A 24,887-nucleotide genomic window follows, 5' to 3' on the forward strand; every position below is an offset into this window, starting at 1 on the left:
GTATTTATGTTTAACCATTAATTAACATCACTTCTATTTATCTTAAGCGAGACTAAACTAAAGTCAACAGAGTTTAATTTAGGATTATTATGAGCAATACACTAGAGCAGCAAGCCGCAAAAATGACCATAGGCAGCGACAAATTTAAACTTATTATGCCGCCTAAATTTAACACCCTAGAGGAGCAACGCAGCTACGAAAAACAACGCCTAGCCGCTGGGTTTAGAGTATTTGCCATGTACGGTTTTGATGAAGGACTTGCTGGGCACATAACACTTCGCGACTGCATAGAGCCCGATACCTTTTGGGTAAACCCTGTGGGTATGCATTTTTCGCATATTAAAGCGTCAGATCTTATTCGGGTTGATCATAAAGGTAATATTATTGAAGGCAGCACACCGATTAATAACGCCGCGTTTGCTATTCATTCACGCATACACATGGCGCGACCCGACGTAAACGCAGTAGCCCATGCCCATACACGTTATGGCCGTGCGTTTTCGGCATTAGGAGAGTTACTTAAACCAATTTCGCAAGATGCCTGCGTATTTTACGAAAACCACAGTGTATTTGATGTATTTAGCGGCGTAGTGGCCGACAGCGAAGAGGGCGATATGATAGCTAAGTCACTGGCTGATCACTGCGCTGTTATTTTGCAAAACCATGGTTTACTTACCGTTGGTTCGTCGGTTGATGCCGCAGTTGCCAATTTTGTATTGCTAGATAGCTGCTGCCAAAGCCAATTATTAGCGCAAGCCGCAGGCGAGCCTAAGCTTATTTCTCACGATGTTGCGCTACACACTAAACAAGCCAATGGCTCAGAGCTAGTTACATGGGGGAACTTTCAGCCCATGTATCAGGTTGTTGCCGCAAAAGATAACAGCTTTTTAGATTAAAACACTGGCAATAGCTTAATTTTGATAGACTAAAATTTGCGCGGTAATGGCCCACACACCCAAAGCCGCGTTTAAATACTATGCACTCACACGCAAACACACACATTATAAAGATACGTTGAGGGTTTTATGAATATAACAACAATTAAAAACCACGCCGATGTTGGCAATTTAAACCTTGCTGAAATATCACCAGAGCAACTTCCTCGCTCTACTTATCATGCCATTTTACAATCGGCAAAAAACTTTGGTGATGCAACCGCTATTGAATACATTTTAGATGGCGACTGCATTAGCGAAGCGCAAATTCCGTTTGCAAAAAAGCTTATTCATCGCATTTTAATGACCTTTAAAGGTAAAAGCTTTGCTAATCCGCACCGTAAAATGAGTTACAACGCGCTCGCAAAAAACGTAACAGGGCTTGGCAATGCATTGCACTCATTGGGTATTACAAAAACCGAGGTAACTTCGCTGGTGTTACCTAACTTCCCTGAAACCTATGTATCGCTTTGGGCAGCAGAGGCCGCAGGCATTGCAAACCCTATAAACCCCTTGCTTGATGAGTCCATAATGAAAGGAATTATGATCTCAGCCAATACCAAAGTAATCATTGCCCTAGGCCCAGTCCCTGGTAGCGATATTTGGCAAAAAGTAATGGCAATTAAAGAGCATATACCCGGCCTAAAAGCGGTTATTAGCTTATTTGGTGACGACATAGCGTGCTCGCAAAATAATAAAGTACCCGTGTATGGGTTTAAAAAATTACTCGCGGCGCAAAGTACGCAAGCAGCTAATTTTACTTTGCCTGAGCAAAGCGATGTGTGCGCGTATTTTCATACGGGTGGTACCACCGGCCTACCAAAACTTGCCAAGCACTTACACTTAAACCAGCTCACCAACGCAGGGCAGGTTAATTTACTTTCGCCAGTAAACGCAGGCGATACCATGCTAGTAGGTTTGCCCATATTTCATGTAAATGCGGCGGTAGCAACAGGCATTGCCTCTGTTATGAAAGGCTGTAAAATTTTACTCGCAAGCCCTTCTGGCTTTAGAGGTAAAAACATCATTCAAAACTTACTCACCCTAATTAATAATTACGATGTAGCCGTTATGACCGCCGTACCTACGGTTTACGCGGCTATGGTTGAGCAAATTACCTCGCAAAAAATATCGGTGCCACCGCTTAAAATGAAGTTTGCCATTTGTGGGGCTGCGCCGCTTTCATCAGATTTACAAGCCCTGTTTACTAAACTCACAAACACACCATTGGTAGAGGGTTATGGCTCAACTGAGGGCAGCTCAGTAAGTACGTTAATGCCTGTAAACCCAATTAATAAAGAGGCTTCTGTAGGGCTACCAATACCTGGTATTACGCTTAAAATTGCCGATATAAACGAGCAAGGCACGCTTGTTAAAATGTGCGATACACTCGATGTTGGCGAAATAATAATAACCGGTAATAACGTATTTCCCGGTTACGTAGAAGATGCGCATAACCAAGGCGCATGGGTAGTTGATGAAAACGGCCAACAGTATTTTAGAACCGGCGATTTAGGAAAAATAGATGAGAGCGGGTATGTATCTTTATGTGGTAGGCAAAAAGAGCTAATAATACGTGGCGGGCACAATATAGACCCCAAAATGATAGAAGATGCCGCAACCAGCCACCCCGATGTAACACTTGCAGCCGCCGTGCCACGCCCCGACAGCTACGCAGGCGAAGTACCCGTACTTTACGTAACGCTAAGCCCAAATAGCACGCTTAAACTTGATGATCTCACCGCGTATGTTAGCGCCAACATACCTGAGCGAGCAGCAATACCAAAAGCTATTTATATAATTGATGAAATACCGCTTACTGCCGTAGGTAAAATTTATAAGCCCGAACTGGTTTGCCTAGAAATAAAACAAACCATTACAGAGGCTCTAAGCGAGCAATTAATCAACAAAACCGTGCAAATAAATGTGTTTGCTGATAAAAAGTTAGGCATAAAAGCCACAATTTTAGTTAATGAAGATGAGTTAAACGCGCTGCAACAACAGATAAAAACGCAGCTAACCCCGTACTCATTTAACTACGAAGTGCTGGCATTAAAAACAACAGAGGCCGCCTAATTTGAACGCATCATTTTTAACAGAAATCATACTCCCACTCGCCCTTGCCCTTATTATGTTTGGCATGGGGCTTGGGCTTACAGTTGGCGACTTTACGCGGCTTTTTAAAAAGCCCTTAGCAATTGCTATGGGCTTACTAGGCCAAATTATTGCCATGCCGCTACTGGCTTTAGGTTTGTGTTATTTACTTAATTTACCTACGCCTATAGCAATAGGGTTAATGATTTTAGCCGCGTGCCCGGGTGGTACTATGTCAAACGTAGTGAGCCAGCTGGCAAAGGCTAATTTAGCGCTTTCGGTAAGCTTAACCGCTGCCTCAACCGCTATTAGCATTATTACCACCCCGTTTATTATTGGCTTTGCCATGCACCAATTTGCGCCGCAAGACGATGCTAATTTTTCTATATTAACTACATCTCTTGGGCTATTTGTAATCACCTTAGTGCCTGTTGCCATAGGGATAAGCCTGCGCCATTTTAAAAGCGAATTTGCGATTAAAAGTGAGCCGTTTTTTAGGCGTTTTTCGTTATTTTTTATGCTCGCCATGATAGCCGCGCTAGTAATAAAAGAACGCGCCTTACTGGCAAGCTCCTTTGATGCTGTATTTTGGGCCTGCCTTGCATTAAATATTGGCTCAATGGTCATTGGCTTGCTCATAGCTAAACTTTCAAACCTTAATTTGACCGATTCGCTTACACTTGGGATTGAGGTAGGGATTCAAAACGCATCGTTGGCTATTTTAATTGCTATAAGCTTTTTAAATAAGCCCGAATACGCAGTAACGGGCGGTGTATATGGCCTTGCCATGTTTATTGGGCCGCTGTTATTAATTGCTGGGCTTAAGTTTAAAAACAAACATCTTGTAAACGCTTAAAAAAACGCGAAGCGCCAAGTTTAGTTCACTAAGTTTGGCGCTTTTTTTATAGCTATTAACGTTTAAAAATATGCTGCACTTGCCCGCGCAACCATACTAAAGCGTCGTCTTTATCTGTACTTTGATGCCAATATAAATGCTGATAAATAGCAGGCATAGTGGTGGGCACGGGCCGTGCTATTAACGTGTCGTCAAGCAGTTGACTGGCAACCATTGAAGGTAAAGTAAGTAAAAATGGCGCGTCTTTTATTACCTCTTTTGCGGCAAAATAATTTTGACAACGTATAGCCACCTGCCTATTAAAACTCAACTGCAATAACGCAATATCTTCAATAACAGTACCGGTTGCCCGGTTAGATACCGCAACATGCTTAGCCGCTAAATAATTGTCTATATTGAGTTGGTTTTTAAGCGGGTGGCTTTTTTTCATGAGTACACAAAAGTGATCACTTGAGAGAACAGCGTGGCTAATGGGCGCTTTTATTGGCCGTGCTACATCAATTGCCATATCTATTTGATGATTAGCTAATTGCTTATGCATATCTTCACGGCTTAATTTTACGCTCGCTAAGCTTGCATTGGGAGCATGTTTTGTCAGTGCAAGTTGCAATTTAGGCAAAACAATAGGCTCTATTGCATCGTGCAGAGCTATTTTAAAGGTTTGTGCAGTGGTCGCTAAATTAAAATCACCGCAGGCTTGTAGCACTTGGCGTAATTTTTCGAGTAAATCTATTAGCTCGGGAGCCATACGTTGGCACGCAGGGGTGGGCAGCATTAATTGCCCTTGGCGCTCAAATAACGGATCGTTTAATACACTGCGCAAACGTTTTATAGCATGGCTAACTGCTGAGGGCGTTATGTACAGCACCTTTGCGGTTTCGCTCATGTTTTTTTCACGGTATAGACATTCAAATATTTTAAGTAAATTTAAATCTAACTGCTGAATATTTTTAGCTTCAATCATTATTACCTGCTCATACTATGAATGTAATTCACACTTAACTGGTAATATATTTCATTTAATTCATTGGGGCGAATGTTTTATGCTGGGTTAACTAAAAAATAAACAGGCAACCCTAATGAACTTTGAGCCAAGCCAAAAAAGCCAAGACTACCTAAAGCGTGTAACCGCCTTTATGGATGAGCACGTATTGCCTATTGAGCAAGCAGTAGTTGCGCATAACCATGCTACAAATAATTCAAACGATTGGACCACTTGGCAGTTAAGTGAGCACATTGAGCCATTAAAAGCGAAAGCAAAAGCCGCTGGCCTGTGGAACTTATTTTTACCCGATGCCGATTTAGCCCAAGGTTTAACCTGCTTAGAGTACGCCCCTATTGCAGAGCAAATGGGTAAATGTTTATTTGCCTCAGAAATATTTAATTGTAATGCCCCCGACACCGGCAATATGGAAGTGCTTTATCACTTTGCAAATGATGAGCAAAAACAGCAGTGGTTAACCCCATTATTAAATGGCGATATTCGCTCAGTATTTGCCATGACCGAGCCCGATGTCGCTTCATCAGATGCGACAAACATGCAAGCAACCATAGATGTTGATGGCGACGAGCTTATTTTAAATGGCAAAAAATGGTGGACCACCGGCCTTGGTCATCCTAATGCCCAGGTGGCTATCTTTATGGGGCTTTCTAATCCCGAAAACGATAAACACAGCCAGCATTCAATGGTACTTGTGCCGCTAAACACACCCGGTGTAAACATTAAGCGTATGCTAAGTGCCTGTGGCGATTTTGATGCCCCCTACGGCCACGGCGAAATGGAATTTAATAACGTACGCGTACCAAAACAAAATCTTATTTTAGGGTTAGGCAAAGGTTTTGCCATTGCACAAGGGCGCTTAGGGCCTGGGCGAATTCATCATTGTATGCGCGCAATTGGCGCAGCAGAGCGCTGTTTAGAGCTCATGATTAAACGCGGGCTGTCGCGCAGTGCTTTTGGTAAACCCTTACTTAAATTAGGCGGTAATTTAGAACGTGTAGCGCAAGCGCGTATGGCGATAGATCAAGCTCGTTTATTAACCCTGCACGCGGCATGGAAAATAGACACTCAAGGCGTTAAACACGCCATGACCGAAATATCGAGCATAAAAGTAGTCGTGCCTAATATGCTGCAAATGGTCTCAGATATGGCAATACAAGTGTTTGGGGGCGCTGGGGTGTCGAGCGACTTTCCTATTGCCTCGTTTAATGCAATGGGTCGTATTTTACGCCTTGCAGATGGCCCAGACGAAGTACATATGGGCATGGTTTCGCGCCTCGAACTTAACAAATACCGCTAAGGCAACACCATGAAAACACGACTAATAATAACAGGTGGAGCCACAGGGCTAGGTAAAGCGTTAGCCCTGAGTTACGCAAGTAATTTGGGCGCTAACTTACAAATTTGTATTGCCGATATAAACGCCGAGCGTGCAGCCACAACCATTAGTGAGCTGCAAGCACTAAAAAGCAATGCCTTTTTTTACGCCTGCGATGTAACCAAGCAAGCAGATGTAAAGGGGCTTTACGATATTATCCAAACCAAGTGGCAGGGCGTAGATATTGTTATAAATAACGCAGGCGTTGCCACGGGCGGCTCGCTTGAGGGCGAATCGCTTGAGCAATGGCAGTGGATTATGGATATTAATTTGCTCTCTATGGTGCGGGTGTGCCAAACGTTTTACCCCGCCTTTGTGCAACAAGGCGGTGGCTACTTTATTAATATAGCTTCACAAGCTGGGCTTACCCCTATTCCGTTTATGAGCAGTTATAACGCCGTAAAAGCGGCGGTTATAGGTTTTAGCGAAACCCTAAAGCTCGAACTCGCCCACGATAATATAGATGTAAGTGTTGTGTGCCCGAGCTTTTTTAAAACCAATCTTGATGAATCCATGCGCACCAGCGAGCCGGCCATGAAAACCATGCTTAACCGTGCCTTTGAGCGCTCCCCCATAAACGCAGAGCAAGTTGCCGATATTATTTATCAGCAGTCGCTTAACCGCCCATTTTTAATTTTGACCCATAAATTAGGTAAACAGGCCTTTTTAATGAAAAAACTACTCCCCGTTGAGTGGTACATTAAAAACATGCTGAAAAAAACACGCTCTATGCAACGTTTAAAATCAAAATAATAAAGGCTAGCAATGAACACACAATTATTAGATCAAGCCAAAAACGTACGCCAAGGCGAAGAGCTCGACACACAAAAGGTAGATGCCTGGCTTAAACAGCACCTTACACAGTTAAGTGGCGAGCCAAGTGTTACTCAATACGCAGGGGGGGCATCAAACTGGACCTACTGCCTAGAGTACCCAGAGCAATCGCTTATTTTACGCCGTGCGCCCAAAGGCACCAAAGCCAAAGGCGCACACGATATGGCCCGTGAATATAAGCTGCAGCAAGCGCTAAAACCAGTTTACAGCTATGTGCCAAACATGGAGGCGTTTTGCGACGATGAAAACATACTCGGCACCGACTTTTACGTTATGGAAAAGCTTACGGGGATAATTCCGCGTAAAAATTTACCACGCGGATTAACCCCCACGCCCGAGCGCACTAAAAAGCTGTGCGAAAACGTACTCGACTGCCTAGTAGAGTTACACAAAGTAGATTACAAACAGGCCAATTTAAGCCATTTAGGCAAAGGCGAAGGCTACACACAGCGCCAAATTAGCGGCTGGAGCGAGCGCTTTACCAAAGCTAAAACCTGGAACGTACCCAGCGGTAAAAAAGTCATTAAATGGCTTGAAAACAACATGCCAAGTAACGAGCGTATTTGCATAACACATAACGATTTTAGGTTTGATAACGTTGTGCTTGATGCAAACGACTACACCAACGTACTGGGTATTTTAGATTGGGAACTTGCCACCCTTGGCGACCCACTTATGGATTTGGGCAATACATTGGCTTACTGGGTAGAGCCAGGAGATGACTTTTTAGCCCAAGCCACGCGCCGTCAACCCACTCACTTAGAGGGCATGCTAACGCGCAAAGAAGTGGTGGCCTACTACTGTAAAAAAATGAATATAACCGTAGATGATTTTACCTTTTACGAAGTGTACGGGCTATTTAGACTTGCCGGCATTGTGCAGCAAATTTATTACCGCTATCACCATGGGCAAACTAAAAACCCCGCCTTTAAACACTTTTGGGTGTTTGTACATTACCTTTTATGGCGCTGTAAAAAAGCCATTAACAACCAAGGTAAAGTCTAATGTGCATTTTATATTTAGTACGCCACGGGCAGGCCAGTTTTTCGGCTGATAATTACGATACGCTCTCAACAAAAGGGCAACAGCAAGCCACACTACTGGGTGAATATTTAGCACAAAAGCAGCTTAAGCCCGATGCTGTATTTGCAGGCAGTATGCTGCGCCATAATCAAACCGCAGAGCTTAGTTTAGCAAGTGCTAATAATGCGCCGGTACTAATAAACGATGCGCGATTAAACGAGTACGATCACGAACATATTTTAGCTGTTTATAACCCACAGCTTGCCACCCCAAGCCAAGTTCGCGCGGCACTTAGCAAGCAAGCCGAGCCTATGGAATACTTTAAAACGGTATTTATTAACGCCATAAAGCAATGGGTACTCAATCCCGACAGCACTCAATATAACGAAAGCTTTAATGCATTTACTGCGCGTGTACTTGGCGCGCTTGAACAAATAGCCAATGAAAACCACGGTAAAAAGGTACTTATTTATACCTCTGGCGGGCCTATTAGCATTATAACCAGCCATTTAATGGGGCTAAAGCTCGAGCGCTTTATTGATATTAATTGGAGCTTAGTAAACGCAGGCGTAACCAAAGTAGTGGCGCGCGGCAAAGAAAAAAATCAAAAATTAACGATAAGCAGTTTAAACGAGCATCACTTTTTAGAGTGCCACCCACAACAAAAATTAATTACATACACCTAAGGAGCTAATTATGCGCAAAAACATACTAATAACAGGTGCAAGTTCAGGCTTAGGCAAAGGCATGGCAAAAGAGTTTGCAAAACAAGGTTGTAATCTTGCCTTATGTGCTCGGCGCTTTGAGCTATTAGAGCAGCTAAAAAGTGAGCTTGAACAAATAAACCCAAATATAACCATTAGCATAAAAGTGCTTGATGTTAACGACCACGAGCAAGTATTTAGCGTATTTAACGCCTTTAGAGATGAGCTTAACGGCCTTGATAGAGTGATTATAAATGCTGGTATGGGCAAGGGGGCTTCTATTGGTACGGGTTATTTTAATGCCAACAAACAAACCGCACAAACTAACTTTGTGGCCGCACTTGCGCAGGCTGAGGCCGCAATGGAAATTTTTAGAGCGCAAAACCATGGTCATTTAGTGACTATTTCATCTATTAGTGCTGTACGTGGTTTTAGGCGCGCCATGACCGTTTACGCCGCCACTAAAGCGGCTATTACCTCATTAAGTGAAGGCATACGCATAGATGTAATGCACACGCCTATAAAAGTAAGCTGCGTACACCCAGGTTTTATAAGAAGCGAAATAAACGAAAAAGTAAAAACAGTGCCGTTTATTGTTGATACCGAAACTGGCTGCAAAGCACTGGTAAAAGCAATAAATAAAGAAAAAGCCAACAGCTTTGTGCCAAGCTGGCCGTGGGCATTTCTGCATTGGATTTTACGAATAGCACCGCTGAGTACAATTCGTAAAATGTCGTAAGGTTTTTAAATTTTAGGCATTAAAAAAGGTGGCAAATGCCACCTTTTATGTACGTGTTTACTTAACCTACGTTTAGGTTATTTGTAAAATTATAGTAGTGCAAAAATCTTTTGCAGCTGTGGCATGTACTCGCTCACAAGCTCAAGGTTGTTTTCGCTTACTAGTGGGTCTGTAGATTCTTCAGCCGCGCTTGAAGCCTTACCAAACGAGCCCATTAACGAGCTAGCGTCACTGCTTTTAGCACTTTTAAGGCTTTGCAGGCCACCCATTACTTTATTTGCTGTTTCTTGGTTTTCAGCTGAAAGACCCGACTTAAGGTTTTCGATGTAAGCCATAGATACTTCTGAGCCAACAGATACTAATTCTTCAGGCGAAAAACCGTAACGGTTAGTAATATCGGCAAAGCTTTTATATAAACCTTGCTCTTTAATCATGCTTAATGCGCTATTAGCAAGAGAGCTTTGCTCTTCAACATTTTGATCAGCAGAGCCACCTAGCATGCTTGCTAAATCTAGGTTTTTTAACGAATCTTGGCTGCTAGCCCAGCTAGAAACAGCCGGCAGTGCTTTCATGTAGCTTTGTAATTGGCCTTCGCTAATATCTTCAGCAAAGCTTGAAAAACTCATTGCTAGTAAGCTAAGTGATAAAATTATTTTTTTCATTGGGCGTTTCCTATTATTTAATTAAAGCCATTAAAAACTAAATGTAAGCGCTTGCCAATACATAACTAAAGTATTAGGTGTATTTAGGCTATAAAGTAGTATAAATACTTTAAAGTTCTATAACTTAAGCTGATTCAGCACAAATATAGTTACAAATGTTATACTGCATTTTTGTCGATAAGAGCTGAACGTAATGTTAACTATTTCAAATACTGTCACTATAGATGAATGGGAACTAGAGCTAACTGCTATACGTTCGCAAGGTGCCGGTGGCCAAAACGTTAACAAAGTAGCCAGCGCCATTCATTTACGCTTTGATATTAACCGCTCAAAGTTACCCGATTTTTACAAAGAACGTTTATTAAAGCTAAACGACTCTCGGATCACCAAAGAGGGCGTGGTGGTAATTAAAGCCCAAAGCTTTCGCACCCAAGAGCTTAACCGAGAAGATGCACTAAAACGTTTAAAAGATTTAATTTTAAGCGCAACCAAGGTAAATAAAGCCCGCCGGGCAACCAAGCCAAGCCGTAACTCGCAGCGCAAGCGCATGGATAAAAAAACCAAACATGGGCAAACCAAAGCCCTGCGTGGTAACATTAAGTTATAACTCACTAAGTTTATATGGCTTTACAGTAAAGTATGCTTAATTTACGCCTACAGCTAATAGTTAACCGTAGGCGTGAGTGGGTTATTCGTAGGTATGATGGCGGGTGGCACTAAAGCGATTTAATATATGGTGCATTACATACACCACAGATAGACTGGCCACAATAGCCACCGCAACAGAGCTAAAGCGATACATGGCGCTATAAACAAGGTCTTGCCCGGGGCCTAGTGAGTTGCCAAACAAAATACCAAACGTGGTTAACACACCAAACCCTATGCCCGGTGCGCCGCCACCAATAATATGAAAACGGCTAAATACGAACGATAACGTCCACAGTATAAGCACCGGAAACAATAAAAAGTCAGAGTGATTATACAATAACACTTGCGCCAACAACGCGGCATTACAGCCAATTAATGTACCAATAGCGCGCTGCCAACCGGCTATACCTGCGGCTTTCCAGCACAGCGAAAACAAAATTAATACCGATGAGGCTTGCGCCGATATTGAATCTTGTAAATCGAGGACTTGAAACGCCACAAACGAAAGCGTAGCAACCGTTGCGCATAATAATACCTCATGGCGAATGCTTTCTTTAGCTTTAGCGGGTACCGCCCTCACGGCACGCGCGGTTACATCAGGAAAAAAACCATGCATAACAAACGCTATAACAATAGAGAGAACAGTAGCCAAACCATTACTTAAAATAAGCGGGTATACACTACTTGTACCGGTTACATAGCTTGAAAAGTGCAGCTGAATTGACAACCCAACCACGCCTAGTGCGCCAAATAAAAAAGCCGCACCTGAGCTCATTTGATAAAACAAAAAGCAAAACGCTAAAAATACGATAATGGTCATCAGTACCGGAAGGTGCGAAAACAAGCCCTGCATAATTAAAACCATTGGAATACTAATGGCGGCACTGGCTAAAAACTGGCGCACAATGCTTTTATTTAACACCGGCACTAAACCAAGTAGCAACATAGGGTAAACAGTAAAAAATATACCGTATGGCCAGTTCATTAATTTACTAATAGTAAACCCTATGGTGCAACCACCGGCTATGCGCAGCGCTTGGCGTAAACCGTTTGAGTCTAATTGCGGTGCTTGGCTAACAGCTTGAGTCATACGGCCTCCATTAATAAATGTAGTGTAGCCAGCTAATAAACCTAATTTGAGCCGACGCTAACCATTGCCCAATTGTTGACTCTGGCAATAGTTGCACAGTGGCACGCGCACCACTTGGCATATTAGCAATTAATTTAGCATTATCTGGCATCACTAAATGAATACGCTGGCGCTGAGCATCGCGCACCCAACGATTACTGGTTTCGGTACTACTAAGCGAGCCATTTGCACTGAGTTGCCCATCGCTTACGCCTGCCTCAAACGTGCTTATATGCGCGTTGTAAACCTCACCTGGGCGGCTATCAAATACCACTCGCGCCAAACTACCTGGTTTCATATTTAGTAATGATTTTTCTCTAAAATCGGCAACAAGGTCGGCCTTATTAGCCACTATAGCTAAAAGCGGGCTACCCGTTACCGCATATGCGCCATCAAGTAGTTGTAAGTTAGAAACCACACCAGCGCTTAGCGCACGCACTTGGGTGTACGATAAGTTAAGCTCGGCTTGTGCTAATTGGTTTGCAGCATGGCGAAGCGCTAAGTTTTGCGCGCCGCTTTCGCCGCGGGCAAGTACTGCTTCTGCCAATTGCGCTTCTAATGAGGCGACATTTGATTTACTTGCTTCAAAGTTAGCTTTAATGCTTTCAAGCTCTTGCTCTGAAATAGAGCGCTGCTTAAATAATGCTTCGCCACGGTTATTAAGTAATTGCTGTTCGTGCAGCTTTGCCTTGGCCGCCGAAATTTGCGCCTCCAGTGCTTTTACATTGGTATCTAAACGTTTGTTTTGTAATTTGGCGTCGTCAAGGGCGAGCTGTGCCTGCTCTAGCGCTAATTTATACGGGCCTGAGTCTATTTCAAACAATACATCGCCAACTTTTACGGTTTGATTATTGTTAACCAATACCTTAGTAACACGGCCACTTATTTGCGGGGCAATTTGCACCACGGGATGATAAACCCGCGCTTGCGGCGTTACCGGCATAAACATGTCGGCAATTAAATAGTAAATAAATATAACAACAAAACCCGCTAACGAAAGCCTTACATAACGAGTAAATTTTTGATCTGGTGTCATTGTGTCTCTTACTCTTTACTTTGATTTTTAATACAGTTTAGTGCGTTTTTTTCCATATTGACGATGCCATAAGCAAGCGCATCGAGTTGCTGTGTGCTTAGCCCGCTATATAGCTGGCTTTTAATATCAATGAGTTTTTCGTTTAGCGACTGTAAAATTGCCCCACCTTGCTCGGTAAAGTAAATTTTTTTACTGCGTTTATCGTGCTCATCAACTTTACGGGTAATTAATAGCTGCTCTTCTAATTGCTTTAATGTGCGAGTAAGCGAGGGCATTTCTATTCCTAAACTCTGCGCAAGCTCAAGCTGCGTTATGCCCTCGCCCAACATATTTATATGGGTTAGCGCCGTCCAGCGCGATTGCGTAAGCCCTAAAGGTTCTACAGCTAAAGTGATGGCCTCGCGGCACAGCCTATGAACCCGCCCCATGTTACCAATAATGGTTAAATCGAGCGTTTCGTGAAAAGGTTTTTGAGTAGTCATAACCACCTCAAATTAGTTAGCATGCTAAGTATTTTAGCATTAGTTAGCGTGCTAAGTAAATATTGAGGGGTGTTGCAAATAAAAAAGCCCCAATACTGAGGCTAAATAAATTTGTGGATTTAAAAATTAAGGAGGTTAGCAGGGGAGTATTGGTCGGTAAGCACTTTTGTATTGGCAGGCCAATCTTGCTTGTTTTTGGTACTTTGCATATAGGTACTAATTGCTTTTAAATCTACATCGTATTTTTTTAAACGCGGGTTAAGTGCTTTAATACGCTGATTAATTTGCGCCTCAGTAGGCATAGAGTTTACACCCGCTAAAATAATACGGTTAGAGCGATTAGCACGGCTTACGTTAATAAAATCGCCAAACACGGCGTGGTAAGTTGCCGACTCATGTTCGTATAATTTACTGCTCGAAAACGTATTAGCGGCAATTACACCGCCCTCGGCCAATACGCTTTTTACCTCTTCAAAAAACTCTTTGGTGAGTAAGTGCTCAGGAATATAATCGCCGTTAAATGCATCAAGAATAATCCAATCGTACTTTTGCTTTTTAATGGCTGCGCGCTTTATAAATATACGCCCGTCTTGCACGCTTGAGGTGACCGCATCGTTTTCTATAAAGTTAAAATAGTTACGGGCTACTTTTAAAACGGCGGGATCTATTTCAACATTATGAATTTTAGCTGCAGGGTAAAGCGCATGAATGACATTAGAAAGCGTACCGCCACCTAGGCCAATAATAAGCACATTTTTAGGGTTGTCGGTTACTAAAAGGCTGGCAAACGTAAGTTTTGTATAATTAAAAACCAGTTTGTCGGGGTTGTTTTTGTACATACAACTTTGGCTGGTTTGGCTACTTTTTGTATTAAATTTTAAGCAGCGTAGGTCATGTGTTTCATCAACAATAATATTGCGATATAAAGAACGCTCCTCGTGCACTACATTACTGTGCGCCGCAACCGAAAACAGTACCGCTAAAAATAATAAACAGTTACGCATGGGCAAGCTCCTTATTACCAGCAAGGCTATTAACAGTAATTGCCAGCACACCTAACAGGCCCAAGGTTAACGCAAAGGCACTTATAATGGCGTTTACATCAAACGCCAGTACAAAGTAAAACGAGGTAATAATAGTCCCTAAGGCGCTGCCCAACGTGCTTACAAAATATAAAATACCCGCCACTTGGCCACTTTTATGGCTGTCGGTGACTAATAAACGCACCGAGTAAGGCGAGATCATGCCTAAAATAACGGTAGGAATAAAAAACAAAGCCGTAGAGGCAAGTAACGAGCCGTAGCGTGTATCTTCAATGTGGGTAAAAATAAATTCCATTATTGGCTGCGAAAAAAGCGCAATAGGCACCACCATAATACTGGCAGTTAAAAATATTAAGCCATATTTTGTAAGCGATGCATTTTTAGTACTTAGCTTACCGCCGAGTAAATACCCAAAAGAAAGGCTAAGCATAAATACGGTAATTATGCTGCCCCAAATGTGTACACTACTGCCAAAAAAAGGCGCTAAAATACGCCCGCCTAATAGCTCAATACCCATAATGCAAAAGCCACTGCAAAAGGCTAAAAAATAGATTAACGCGTTTGTTTTTATACTCATGTAATTATCGTTATGTAACCTAAAGAGATCTCCATACTAACGTGATGGCTCGGCAGTCGCTAGTGCATTAATTAATCGCTCTGTGATTTTTTAAAAAGTTGTTTTGTTATAAAGTAACACATGTTAAACTTGTTGTTATAATATAACACCTTCGATTTCCCTATTATCATGAAGTATTCTTTAGTTTATTTAGCCTGCTTAGGCATAAGTGCGCAAACAGTGGCGCAAGAGCAAAACGACGAAATTGAAAAAATATCGGTTACTTATAAACAAGCATACCGTGGCGACATTCCTCAAAAGCAAATGCCGCAATCTATTGTAAGTATTAGCAGTGCTGCGCTTGATCAAAAAGGCATTACTAAATTACAAGACGCGCTCGATTTTTCGGCCAGTATTTCGCGCAAAAACAACAGCGGCGCACTATGGGATAGCTTTTCTATTCGGGGCCTTTCGGGTAACGAAAACATGCCATCAGGCTATTTAATTAATGGCTTTAGCGGTGGGCGTGGTTTTAGCGGCCCGCGTGATGTATCTAACATTGATTACATTGAAGTACTAAAAGGCCCAGGCTCAGCACTTTATGGGCGCTCAGAGCCCGGCGGTACTGTAAATATTGTGACTAAAAAACCTCAGTTTGAGCCGCAAGGTGAGTTAAAACTGAGCTTAGGCAGCGACAGTTTTAATCGCGTTGAAGGCGATTACACAAACGGCATTAACGACACCACCGCGTTTAGAATAAATGGCGCGTGGCAAGATAGCGACAGCTACCGCGATGAGGTGTACACCAATAAAAAGGTAATTACGCCGTCTATTTATCATCAAATAAACGCATCAACCAGTGTGACTTATGAGTTTGAATACGTAGATTTAGCGCAGTTATTTGACCGTGGTGTTGTCGTACTTGATAACGATTTTGACACCGTACCAAGCTCACGTTATTTAGGTAACCCTAACGATTGCGACACGCAGGTGTATTCGCGCGGGCACCAAATTACTTTAAATCACGATATTAACGATGAATGGTCGTTAGTGGCCGGTGCAAACTACCGTAGCTCTACGTTAACGGGGTTTTCGTCAGATGCAGAGCTTTCGCCATCGCGCCAATCGTTATTTAACGATGGCCGAACACTTACTCGCCAGCAGCGTTATCGCGACTACGAAGTAGAAGATTTAAGTGTAAAGTTTGAGCTAAGCGGCAGTGTAGACACAGCCGGTATTACGCACCATTTATTAATAGGTGCCGATGCATACAAGTACGATTTACGCACTGCGCTTTCTCGCTATCGAGGCGGTAACGGCACTTATACCGTTGATATTTTTGAGCCAAATTACGATGTAGAACGCCCAGCAGTAAGCCTGCTTTACGAAAACGACGAAGAGCAAAAGGCGTACGGTATTTATGTTCAAGACCAAATGGATATTACCGACAAATTTAAGCTATTAGTGGGCCTAAGGTTTGACAGCGTTGACCAAGATATTTTAGAAACCAACAGCGGCGTGTTTTCGACCAGCTCTGAAAGCCAAGTAAGCCCTCGTGTTGGCGTAGTGTACGAGCTAAATAACGCTCTCACTTTTTACAGCAGTTACTCAGAAGGCTTTTTGCCACTGAGCGGCACAGATGCAAGCGGCGACCCCTTTGGCTTTGAATACAGTGACTCGTTTGAGGTTGGCGCTAAGTTTGAATACTTAGGCATAAACGGTACTGTGGCATTTTTTGATGCGTCTAAAAGTAATATGTTAGTGGCAGACCCTGTAAACGTTGGTTTTTCAGCGCCTATTGGTAAAGCCGATAGTAAAGGGTTTGAGCTTGATTTAAATACCTATATTACTGATGCAACGGCGTTTAACTTATCGTACGCCTATATAGATGCCACCACAGCAAACGACATTATTAATGCCGATTGGGGCGTGCCAATTGAAAAAGGCAGCCCGCTGGTAAATGTACCAAAAAATAACTTAAACCTTACGCTTAGCCACCAAACAGCATTAATGGGCAAAGAGCTTGAGTTTGGTGCAAGTTACCAATACACCAGCAGCCGTTTAGGTGATGCCGCCGATTTAAGTTTTAGGCTACCAAGCTACCAATTAGTAGGCGTGTTTGGCAACGTTAACTTAACCGAGCAAACCGAGCTTAATATAAGTGTTAATAACATTTTTGATGAAGATTACGCCGAAAGCAGCTACAACGCTTTATGGGTTTATCCTGGTGCGCCAACTCAATTTAAAATGTCGCTAGCGTATAATTTTTAATAGCTAGCAAATTAAAGTTTTCATCCTAAAGCGTCTTAATGTAGTGGTTAAGGCGCTTTATATTTTTAAGCGCTTTTCTATAAAGAATGCATAAGTTTATTAAGCCAACCATCGGCCTTTGAAGGTTTGTATATCATCACAATGCTTTCACAGTAGAGACTGTTAACCCCCTTTACAGTTAATTTTGTAAGCCCTAAATCGTCAATTACAAAGTTAGGTAAATACGCCAACGCCAAGCCACTTTGAACCACCTCTATTAATGCACTGTAATCGCTACATCTAAATACAATATTGCGCGGTGCAATATCATCTTGCCAGCCGTCGGAGCCTACTCCTTGCTCAAGGCCGCACAGGGGTGAAAACAAAGGGCATGCAAAAGCAAGCTCTAGTAATTGATTTTTATTAAGTGTTAAAGAGCCAGTTTGTACTAGCTGATGCGAAGCATGCGCAGCCACACTAAACCCAGTATTAAATACATCAACCGCCACTAAATTAGCGTGTGAGCTATTATTTAGTGCCTCGCGAGTTACTAGCGCAATATGCGCAGCGCCTGATGCAACTTGGCTTATGGCTTCACCTTCAAACACATTATTAATACGTACCGAACAGGGCAGGTTGCTAAGAGGGGTAAGTAACTTTTTTAAACCACTTTCAAGTAAAATGGCAGGGCCTGCAATAACCGCATTAAATTTATGATTATTGCTTTTAAAGCGGCTAGTAAGCTGCTGGTAATTATGAACTAAATCGCTACTGTGCTTAACAAACTCTTTGCCTTTATCATTAAGTACCAAGGTTTTGCCCACACGATTAAACAGCTCCGTGGCTAAATTTGCCTCAACCTTTTTTAGCGTTTTAGACAGCGCCCCTGGGGTAATATTAAAATGCTTAGCGGTTGTGTGCAGGTTTTGCGAACTCGCCATATGAATTACTTTTTCAATGTCATCTAAATGCATAGCGCCAAACCATATTGATTAAAAGGAAACAACTAACAACTTATTATCGATTATTTATACATAAAAATCAGCTTATAGTGACGTTATATTTATTTTTGAGCATTAACATGAAACACATACTGCTAATTTTTATTTTATTATCGAGTGCAGCGCACTCAAATACACCTCAACACAAATCACACAGCTATAATGGCTTTCATGGCATGGCGCTTATATTAGCCGGCGATAAAGTACTTGCCAGCCACATGCCGTTATACGCCCCCCCACACAACTACCAAATAGTGTACGAAGTAACTACCAATGACACCCACCTTAAAATAATCAAAAATGCACTAAACGAATCACAAAAAAAACAAACTCAGATCACCATTTTACCAACCAAATTTGATTTAAATTTATTAATAAATAAGCTGACACCCACATTAACTACCACTGTGTTTAATGGCCATTTTGAGCGCGGAGGTACGGCTTTGTTTTCGACAAAGCTGGCCTTTAAAAATCCGTTATATGTTAAAAAGATCGCTATAACACAACCTGAAAAAGAAGAGTTTGATTTAATAAAGGTTTCAGCAGAGCAGGGGGTGGTAATTCATAAAATACAAAGTAAACCAAGCTATGACTCACTCAGTTTAGTAGCACTAACTAACGGAAAATATAATGGCAAGTTAATGTGTGATGCACCAGTAACCACAGCGCTTGCAAGTAAGTTAAAGACCTGTTTTAAAAGCGTACCAAGCTATTTAGAAACTCGCGATTTTGAAGTTAATTAAAAAATCATAGCAGCGCTTTAGCTTAAAAAGCGCTGCTATATAAATTACTTAACGTTAAGAGCATATACATTTGCCTGAACGTATTCGCCGTTTAACAATTTTATTTGCGTTAAAATGCGTGAGTACGCATCGCCTTCAAATTCATCGAGCACATGCCAGTGATCTTTTAAATTAGTTGAGCTAAACACATAGCCTTTTATCTCTTGACCTGTTTCGTCTAATACCAGTGCAGGAAAGCCCATTTTGGCGCCCCAGCCCTCGTTAATTAAATTGCCAACCACACTGCCTTGCTCAAATGTACCGCCAATATTGGCAAGAATATGCTCGTTCGGATGCCCTGGGCACAAGGTACCATAAACAAATAACGCTTCTAACACGTAAACTCCTAAATAAGGCTAATGATTATGTTTAACTAAGCTAAAGCTTAACTAAATATGAAAAAATTCCGAGTGAAATTTTACTCTTACAATGACACCCATCCTTATTTTTGCACTTTACGCAATAAGCATCTACTTTTTTAATTGGTTCATCAAAAGCTAGGTGCTACATGGCTATTGCAAGAAAACGCCAAATCAGTTTGGCAGATACAAAATATTATCACTGTATTTCGCGCTGTGTACGTCATGCTTATTTATGCGGCGAGGATTCATTAACGGGTAAATCCTACGAACATCGAAGGAGCTGGGTAGAGCAAAAGCTATTTAGCCTCGCTAAAATATTTTGTATTGATATATGTGCTTACGCAGTTATGAGCAATCACACCCATATTGTGCTTTATGTTGATGATAAAAAAGCAAATAGGTTAAATGACAAAGCTATATTGCTACGCTGGCATAAGCTATGTAAAGGCACACCACTTACACAAAAATTTTTACAAGGTGAGAAGCTTAGCAGTACAGAGCGATACTTTTTAAGCCAAACTATTATTCAATACAGAGAAAGGTTATCTAGCATTAGCTGGTTTATGCGCGTTTTAAACGAACATATTGCCCGCAAAGCTAATAAAGAAGATAAATGCACTGGCCGATTTTGGGAAGGGCGGTTTAAATCACAAGCTCTCCTTGATGAAGCAGCCCTTGCAGCTTGTATGGCTTACGTTGATTTAAACCCAATAAGGGCAAAAGTAGCTAAAACCCCCGAGTGCTCAAACTTCACCAGCGTGCAAAAGCGTATTCAGGGCGCTAAAAATGCAAAGCAACCCAAACAACTTTTAAAATTTGCAGGTAAGCCCCGTAAATTTATGCCTAAAGGTTTACCGTTCGAGCTTAAATGTTACCTCGAATTAGTTGAGCTCACAGGGCGCATTATTCGCGATGACAAACCAGGTTTTATTGAAAACACACAGCTCCCTTTATTAGAAAGAGTAAACATATCGCCAGAGAATTGGTTAAAACTCACTAAAGACTTTACACGCGTATTTCATGGCGCTGTAGGTAAGCCGCAATCACATGTAAATTACTGCGAGCATTTAAATAAAAAGCGACGAGTTAATTTTAGTAATTGCGAAAAGCTACTAGCCTAAAAAAACCTTCTTTCATTTAAAAAACAGCCTAAATGCTGGTTTCAGCGTGCCCTCAATTTAGTTAACTACATAAATAGCAGCACATTTTTAAAATAACCGCAGTATATGCCTTGAGCTTACATATTTTTAAATTAGCCATTTAATTAAGTCGATTTTTTTAAATAATTAAAGTGGGTGTCATCTTAAATAAATTATATTCTTGTGAAGAATTTAAGATGGGTGTCATTTTAATTGAGTTTATATTTCATATAAAACAGCCTCGCTACAAGAATTAAAAGTAAGGCAATTTTGCCAGCAGCTTAATAAGCTTTAGCTTGCTAATAAAAGCGGCTGGTAGGGCAGTTAGTGTGTTTAAGCTTGCTCGCTAAAATTGGCTTGGTATTTTTTGGTTAATATCAAAACAATAACGGCTAGTAATAAAGGCACAAACGACGCCCATAAAACGGTGTGCCAACCGTACGCACTTAATAACCCACCTGATGAAAAAGAGCCTACCGCCATTAAGCCAAACACTATAAAGTCACTAAACGATTGAGCACGGTTTTTTTCTTCTGCCTTGTGCGTTTCTAGCACTAATGCGGATGCCCCTAAAAAGCCAAAGTTCCAACCTATGCCTAACAAAATTAATAGCGCGTAAAAGTGATATACACCTTCACCTAAAAAGCCTATAGCTGCTGAAATTGCAGTTAAAATAATACCAAAAACAGAAATACGAGCAGCCTCAAAACGTGCAATGAGCTTACCGGTAAAAAAGCTAAGTCCATACATAGCAATAACATGCCACTGCATTCCTAAGTTTGCTGACTCTTGGCTATGCCCGTGCATATGCATTGCCAAAGGTGCCGATGTCATTAAAAAGTTCATCACCATATACGATGCTACACCACAAATAACCGCGCTTATAAATCGTGGTTGCAAAGCAATTGTTCTCAATGGTCTTCCTGAATATGCTTGATTTGCTAAAGGCTTAGCCAATTTAACGCCAAACAAAATAACACCAGCGAGAGCCGCGACAATGGCTTGCGCAATAAATGTGGCAGCAAACATTTTGTCTGACCACAGGTGCATGGTATGCGTTACTAACTGCGAGCCAATAATACCTGCAGCTACGCCACCGGCCATTACCATAGAAAGCGCTTGCGGGCGTTTATTTTCGGGCACGCCATCGGTTGCAGCAAACCGAAATGACAAAGCTACTGCCGCATAAGCGCCGCCCAATAGCGCAGATAAACAGTACAGCCAAAAGCTGTCTATATACAACGCAATAGTCGCTAATAGTCCGGTTAAAACACCCGTGCCAGTGCCTGCCATAAAGGCTGCACGCCGGCCATATTTTCGTGCTAATTCACCGGCGGGTAAAACACACAACGCCATTCCTAAAACAAAAATAGAAACAGGTAAAGTGGCTAAAAGTGCAGTAGGAGCAAGCAAGCTGCCCACTACCGCACCTGTTGCATATAGCACAACGCTATTAGCCCCAGAAAGTGCCTGAGCTAACATTAAACGCCATAAGTTAGCTGTTTGAACTTGAGGGTCGCTTTGCTCAAGCCTATCTGAGTCTATAGCGCTTAATTTTTCCATGATTTCACTTTCCTAAAAGTATTCAAGGCGCTTAAAAGCAATTTATGGTTGAGGTATTTAAATGTCTAACGCCACTAAAAAGCGCGATACCATGTTGTAAGCAGCAACCGTTGCTACCGCTTCTACTGTTTGCGTTTCGCCAAATAGTGCTTTTAAACGTTCAATAACGTCGCCATCAACATTTACTTTAGTGGTTGATTGCTCAGTAAGCTCAAGCAAAGCCAGCTCCTGCTCAGAGAATAACTCAGCATTTACTACCACACTTTTAAGAGCCGTTGCTTTTTCATCGCTACCGCCAGCCTGTATGTATGCAGGGTAGTGCACATTCCATTCAAAATCGGCTTTGTTTAATACCGCTACACGCAGCATAATAAGTTCGCGATACTCAAGCGATAAGCCAAAGTTTGCTCTAACGCGCCCTAACAGCTCATTCCAGCCTTTAGCTAAAGGAAAGCTTTTTAGTAGTACTCTATCTATGCCTATTAGTTCACCGTTTGGACGACGACCTTGCATTTCGGCTAGTAGTTCGCCTGGGGCTTGCTCGCCATCTTGCCATGGCGTTACTCTTACTTGTGACATAATGTTTACTCCTAATTAAACGCCACTTTAGTCATTAAAGTGGCTAACTTGGAGCGAAAGCTTACGGGGAATGAACGTACTTAACCACAGAGATTATCTTTTACCATGGTAAATATTTTCTTTACTGCTGTATTTTATCAAAGTACTCCTGAGCTTTAATCTCTTTTAGCCCGCGGGTTTTCTACCTCTTTAAACAGCCATTCTTTAAATGCGTGTATTCTTGGCAGTTCAGCACATTCGGGGCGGTAAATAACGTAATACGCCAAGGGTGATTCAAAATAAATATTAGGGAACAACCTGACTAATCGCCCTGCGGCTAGATCATCTTTAGCCATAACACTGCGTGCTAACGCCACGCCGTTACCATCAATAGCTGATTGCAATACAGCCGCTGAGTTATTTATTTGAATGCTTTTAGTGGTTAAAGGGCCTGTTACTCCGGCTTTTTTTAACCACGCCGACCAAGACGGAAACCCCGTATGGTCGTCCATTGATTGATCGTGTATTAGGGTTTCGTTCAATAATTTATCTATGGTGTTTAAGCGGTTTGAGTCTTCTAAAAACTTAGGTGAGCATACCGGGTATACCTCTTCATCCATTAGTTTTTCTGCGCTTAAGCCTTGCCAAGTGCCTACACCAAAGCGTATGCCTATATCTATACGCTGCTCAGTAAAATCAACAGGTTTTAAATTAGTATTTAAATTTACACTGGTTTGCGAGCATATCTCTTGAAAGAAATGCAACCTAGGTAATAACCACTTGGCGGCAAATGCGGGGCTTACTGCCACTGTTAACGCGCCACTTATGGCGTTGTCTTTTAAAATGTCTAGCCCTTGGGCAAGTTTATCAAAGCCTTCGCGTATTAGTGGCAGGGCACTTTGCGCGGTTTCGGTGGTTACTAGCCGTGTTTTACCTGAGCTCATTCTATGAAACAGCGGCGTGTCGAGCCACTCTTCTAATGTTTTTACCAGCTGCCCAACGGCTGCAGGCGTTACATTTAGCTCTTCAGCTGCCGCTGAAAAACTTTGGTGCCTTGCGCTTGCTTCAAACGCTTTTAATGCATTGAGGTGTATAGGTGATTTCATACGATAAACTTTTTCTTTACTGGTGATTCAGATTATCTCGTTTGTTAAAGCAAGTAAATAAGTAAAAAATACCGCCCAAGCCTACCAGCAAGTTACTTGCTATTAGGCAACCCAATACTTTCTATTTATATAACAAATACAGCGCTTAGTGGCGCTTGGAGCAATAAACATGACTAAGCAATTTTTAGGTAAAAAATTACTCGTTATTGGTGGTACTAGCGGAATGGGTTTTGACACGGCTCGATTAATTTTAGAGCAAGGCGGCCACGTTGTTATTGTTGGCCACCGTAAAGAAAAAGCCCAAGCAGCAAAAGAGCAGTTATCAGCTTTAGGAACTGTTGAGGTGTTAACCGCTGATTTAACCAGCGACGAAGGCGTGCAAAACTTAATTAACACACTTTCACAAGACCACGCAGACGTGGATTTACTGGTAAATGCGGCCGGTGTGTTTTTCCCTAAACCATTTTTAGAGCACGAAGCGGCTGATTACGATCAGTACATGCAAATTAACCGCGCACTATTTTTTATTACACAAAAAGTAGCCGCTAATTTAGTGGCAGCAAAACGCGCAGGCGCCATTGTAAATGTGGGTTCTATGTGGGGTAAGCAAGCTATTGCAGCTACACCATCGTCAGCGTATTCAATGGCTAAAGCGGGCTTACATGCGCTAACTCAACATTTAGCAATGGAATTAGCCGCGCACAACATTCGCGTTAATGCAGTATCGCCAGCGGTTGTACAAACGCCAATTTACGAGGGTTTTATTCCTAAAGCACAAGTAAACGATGCCCTACAAGGCTTTAACAGTTTCCATCCAATTGGCCGTGTAGGTACCAGCGAAGATGTCGCCAATACCATTGCGTTTTTACTCAGCGACAAAGCCGCTTGGGTAACGGGTGCTGTATGGGATGTTGACGGCGGTGTAATGGCTGGTCGTAATTAATACGTAATTTTAAAGCCCTCGATGGGCGCAAATTTATAGAGCAATAATGTATGTTATTGCTCTT

25 protein-coding genes are annotated in these 24,887 nt (G+C 42.1%); 13 read left to right on the top strand and 12 right to left on the bottom strand.

Annotated features, from left to right (window positions below; translation table 11 throughout):
• The first annotated feature begins 89 nt into the window (after positions 1-89).
• From MTF64_RS00570 to MTF64_RS00580, 3 genes are all read left to right on the top strand, one after another.
• Entirely contained in the window at positions 90-896 is an 807-nt protein-coding gene (locus MTF64_RS00570; RefSeq protein WP_055254313.1) for a class II aldolase/adducin family protein, read from the top strand.
• A gap of 129 nt (positions 897-1,025) precedes the next feature.
• The gene (locus MTF64_RS00575) at positions 1,026-3,011 is read left to right on the top strand and encodes an AMP-binding protein (protein WP_248450097.1); all 1,986 of its coding nucleotides are present in this window, start codon (positions 1,026-1,028) and stop codon (positions 3,009-3,011) included.
• Position 3,012: 1 nt separating this feature from the next.
• On the top strand, positions 3,013-3,885 hold the full coding sequence (locus MTF64_RS00580) for a bile acid:sodium symporter family protein (RefSeq protein ID WP_121638607.1): 873 nt from the start codon (positions 3,013-3,015) through the stop codon (positions 3,883-3,885).
• Between the two features lie 55 nt (positions 3,886-3,940).
• On the opposite strand, the gene MTF64_RS00585 is transcribed toward MTF64_RS00580, so the two are convergent.
• Positions 3,941-4,849, bottom strand: a complete 909-nt coding sequence (locus MTF64_RS00585) for a LysR family transcriptional regulator (protein ID WP_248450098.1) — start codon at positions 4,847-4,849, stop codon at positions 3,941-3,943.
• A 115-nt stretch (positions 4,850-4,964) separates the two neighbouring features.
• Here MTF64_RS00585 and MTF64_RS00590 point away from each other — a divergent pair, with 115 nt between their 5' ends.
• From MTF64_RS00590 to MTF64_RS00610, 5 genes are read left to right on the top strand one after another with little or no spacing between them, the layout of a single operon-like run.
• Positions 4,965-6,185 (top strand): acyl-CoA dehydrogenase family protein, encoded by a 1,221-nt coding sequence (locus MTF64_RS00590; RefSeq protein ID WP_248450099.1) that lies wholly within the window; start codon positions 4,965-4,967, stop codon positions 6,183-6,185.
• A gap of 9 nt (positions 6,186-6,194) precedes the next feature.
• Entirely contained in the window at positions 6,195-7,016 is an 822-nt protein-coding gene (locus tag MTF64_RS00595) for an SDR family oxidoreductase (RefSeq protein ID WP_248450100.1), read from the top strand.
• Positions 7,017-7,028: 12 nt separating this feature from the next.
• The gene (locus MTF64_RS00600) at positions 7,029-8,102 is read left to right on the top strand and encodes a phosphotransferase family protein (protein WP_248450101.1); all 1,074 of its coding nucleotides are present in this window, start codon (positions 7,029-7,031) and stop codon (positions 8,100-8,102) included.
• On the top strand, positions 8,102-8,806 hold the full coding sequence (locus tag MTF64_RS00605; protein ID WP_248450102.1) for a histidine phosphatase family protein: 705 nt from the start codon (positions 8,102-8,104) through the stop codon (positions 8,804-8,806). Before MTF64_RS00600 ends, MTF64_RS00605 begins: the two co-directional genes overlap by 1 nt.
• 10 nt (positions 8,807-8,816) lie before the next feature.
• The gene (locus tag MTF64_RS00610; protein ID WP_248450103.1) at positions 8,817-9,563 is read left to right on the top strand and encodes an SDR family oxidoreductase; all 747 of its coding nucleotides are present in this window, start codon (positions 8,817-8,819) and stop codon (positions 9,561-9,563) included.
• Positions 9,564-9,652: 89 nt separating this feature from the next.
• Here MTF64_RS00610 and MTF64_RS00615 read toward each other — a convergent pair whose 3' ends face one another.
• Entirely contained in the window at positions 9,653-10,225 is a 573-nt protein-coding gene (locus MTF64_RS00615) for a short-chain dehydrogenase (protein WP_154945637.1), read from the bottom strand.
• Positions 10,226-10,418: 193 nt separating this feature from the next.
• On the opposite strand from MTF64_RS00615, the gene arfB reads away from it, so the two are divergent.
• Positions 10,419-10,832: an alternative ribosome rescue aminoacyl-tRNA hydrolase ArfB gene (gene arfB, locus MTF64_RS00620; RefSeq protein WP_024033019.1), complete on the top strand. Its 414-nt coding sequence runs from the start codon at positions 10,419-10,421 to the stop codon at positions 10,830-10,832.
• A gap of 81 nt (positions 10,833-10,913) precedes the next feature.
• Here the strand turns inward: arfB and MTF64_RS00625 are convergent, their stop codons facing one another.
• From MTF64_RS00625 to MTF64_RS00645, 5 genes are all read right to left on the bottom strand, one after another.
• Positions 10,914-11,963 carry a DUF2955 domain-containing protein gene (locus MTF64_RS00625; RefSeq protein ID WP_248450104.1) on the bottom strand — a complete coding sequence of 350 codons (1,050 nt, stop codon included), beginning with the start codon at positions 11,961-11,963 and terminating at the stop codon, positions 10,914-10,916.
• Between the two features lie 10 nt (positions 11,964-11,973).
• Entirely contained in the window at positions 11,974-13,038 is a 1,065-nt protein-coding gene (locus MTF64_RS00630) for an HlyD family secretion protein (protein WP_248450105.1), read from the bottom strand.
• An 8-nt stretch (positions 13,039-13,046) separates the two neighbouring features.
• A complete protein-coding gene (locus MTF64_RS00635) occupies positions 13,047-13,520 on the bottom strand; it encodes a MarR family transcriptional regulator (RefSeq protein ID WP_054982034.1) in 474 nt (157 codons plus the stop codon).
• Between the two features lie 119 nt (positions 13,521-13,639).
• A complete protein-coding gene (locus tag MTF64_RS00640) occupies positions 13,640-14,524 on the bottom strand; it encodes a fused MFS/spermidine synthase (RefSeq protein WP_029772874.1) in 885 nt (294 codons plus the stop codon).
• Entirely contained in the window at positions 14,517-15,140 is a 624-nt protein-coding gene (locus MTF64_RS00645) for a fused MFS/spermidine synthase (RefSeq protein ID WP_248450106.1), read from the bottom strand. The genes MTF64_RS00640 and MTF64_RS00645 overlap by 8 nt, the downstream gene beginning before the upstream one ends.
• Positions 15,141-15,308: 168 nt before the next feature.
• Here MTF64_RS00645 and MTF64_RS00650 point away from each other — a divergent pair, with 168 nt between their 5' ends.
• Positions 15,309-17,390 (top strand): TonB-dependent siderophore receptor, encoded by a 2,082-nt coding sequence (locus MTF64_RS00650; RefSeq protein WP_248450107.1) that lies wholly within the window; start codon positions 15,309-15,311, stop codon positions 17,388-17,390.
• A gap of 77 nt (positions 17,391-17,467) precedes the next feature.
• On the opposite strand, the gene MTF64_RS00655 is transcribed toward MTF64_RS00650, so the two are convergent.
• Positions 17,468-18,343: a LysR family transcriptional regulator gene (locus tag MTF64_RS00655; protein ID WP_248450108.1), complete on the bottom strand. Its 876-nt coding sequence runs from the start codon at positions 18,341-18,343 to the stop codon at positions 17,468-17,470.
• A gap of 107 nt (positions 18,344-18,450) precedes the next feature.
• Between MTF64_RS00655 and MTF64_RS00660 the strand changes: the two genes are divergently transcribed.
• Positions 18,451-19,113, top strand: a complete 663-nt coding sequence (locus tag MTF64_RS00660) for a hypothetical protein (protein ID WP_248450109.1) — start codon at positions 18,451-18,453, stop codon at positions 19,111-19,113.
• A 44-nt stretch (positions 19,114-19,157) separates the two neighbouring features.
• On the opposite strand, the gene MTF64_RS00665 is transcribed toward MTF64_RS00660, so the two are convergent.
• On the bottom strand, positions 19,158-19,490 hold the full coding sequence (locus tag MTF64_RS00665; protein WP_004586271.1) for a gamma-glutamylcyclotransferase family protein: 333 nt from the start codon (positions 19,488-19,490) through the stop codon (positions 19,158-19,160).
• Between the two features lie 170 nt (positions 19,491-19,660).
• Here MTF64_RS00665 and MTF64_RS00670 point away from each other — a divergent pair, with 170 nt between their 5' ends.
• Positions 19,661-20,635 (top strand): transposase, encoded by a 975-nt coding sequence (locus tag MTF64_RS00670; RefSeq protein WP_248450111.1) that lies wholly within the window; start codon positions 19,661-19,663, stop codon positions 20,633-20,635.
• Positions 20,636-20,986: 351 nt separating this feature from the next.
• On the opposite strand, the gene MTF64_RS00675 is transcribed toward MTF64_RS00670, so the two are convergent.
• From MTF64_RS00675 to gcvA, 3 genes are all read right to left on the bottom strand, one after another.
• Positions 20,987-22,216, bottom strand: a complete 1,230-nt coding sequence (locus tag MTF64_RS00675; protein ID WP_248450112.1) for an MFS transporter — start codon at positions 22,214-22,216, stop codon at positions 20,987-20,989.
• Between the two features lie 57 nt (positions 22,217-22,273).
• Positions 22,274-22,795, bottom strand: coding sequence for a carboxymuconolactone decarboxylase family protein (locus MTF64_RS00680; protein WP_248450113.1), 522 nt, complete (start codon positions 22,793-22,795; stop codon positions 22,274-22,276).
• A 155-nt stretch (positions 22,796-22,950) separates the two neighbouring features.
• Complete coding sequence (gcvA, locus tag MTF64_RS00685; protein WP_248450115.1) at positions 22,951-23,880, bottom strand: transcriptional regulator GcvA; 930 nt, start codon at positions 23,878-23,880, stop codon at positions 22,951-22,953.
• Between the two features lie 169 nt (positions 23,881-24,049).
• Between gcvA and MTF64_RS00690 the strand changes: the two genes are divergently transcribed.
• Entirely contained in the window at positions 24,050-24,823 is a 774-nt protein-coding gene (locus tag MTF64_RS00690; RefSeq protein WP_248450116.1) for an SDR family oxidoreductase, read from the top strand.
• Positions 24,824-24,887 lie beyond the last annotated feature (64 nt).

The organism is Pseudoalteromonas sp. 2CM41L (genome assembly GCF_023161905.1).
Classification (GTDB): Bacteria; Pseudomonadota; Gammaproteobacteria; order Enterobacterales; family Alteromonadaceae; genus Pseudoalteromonas; species Pseudoalteromonas atlantica.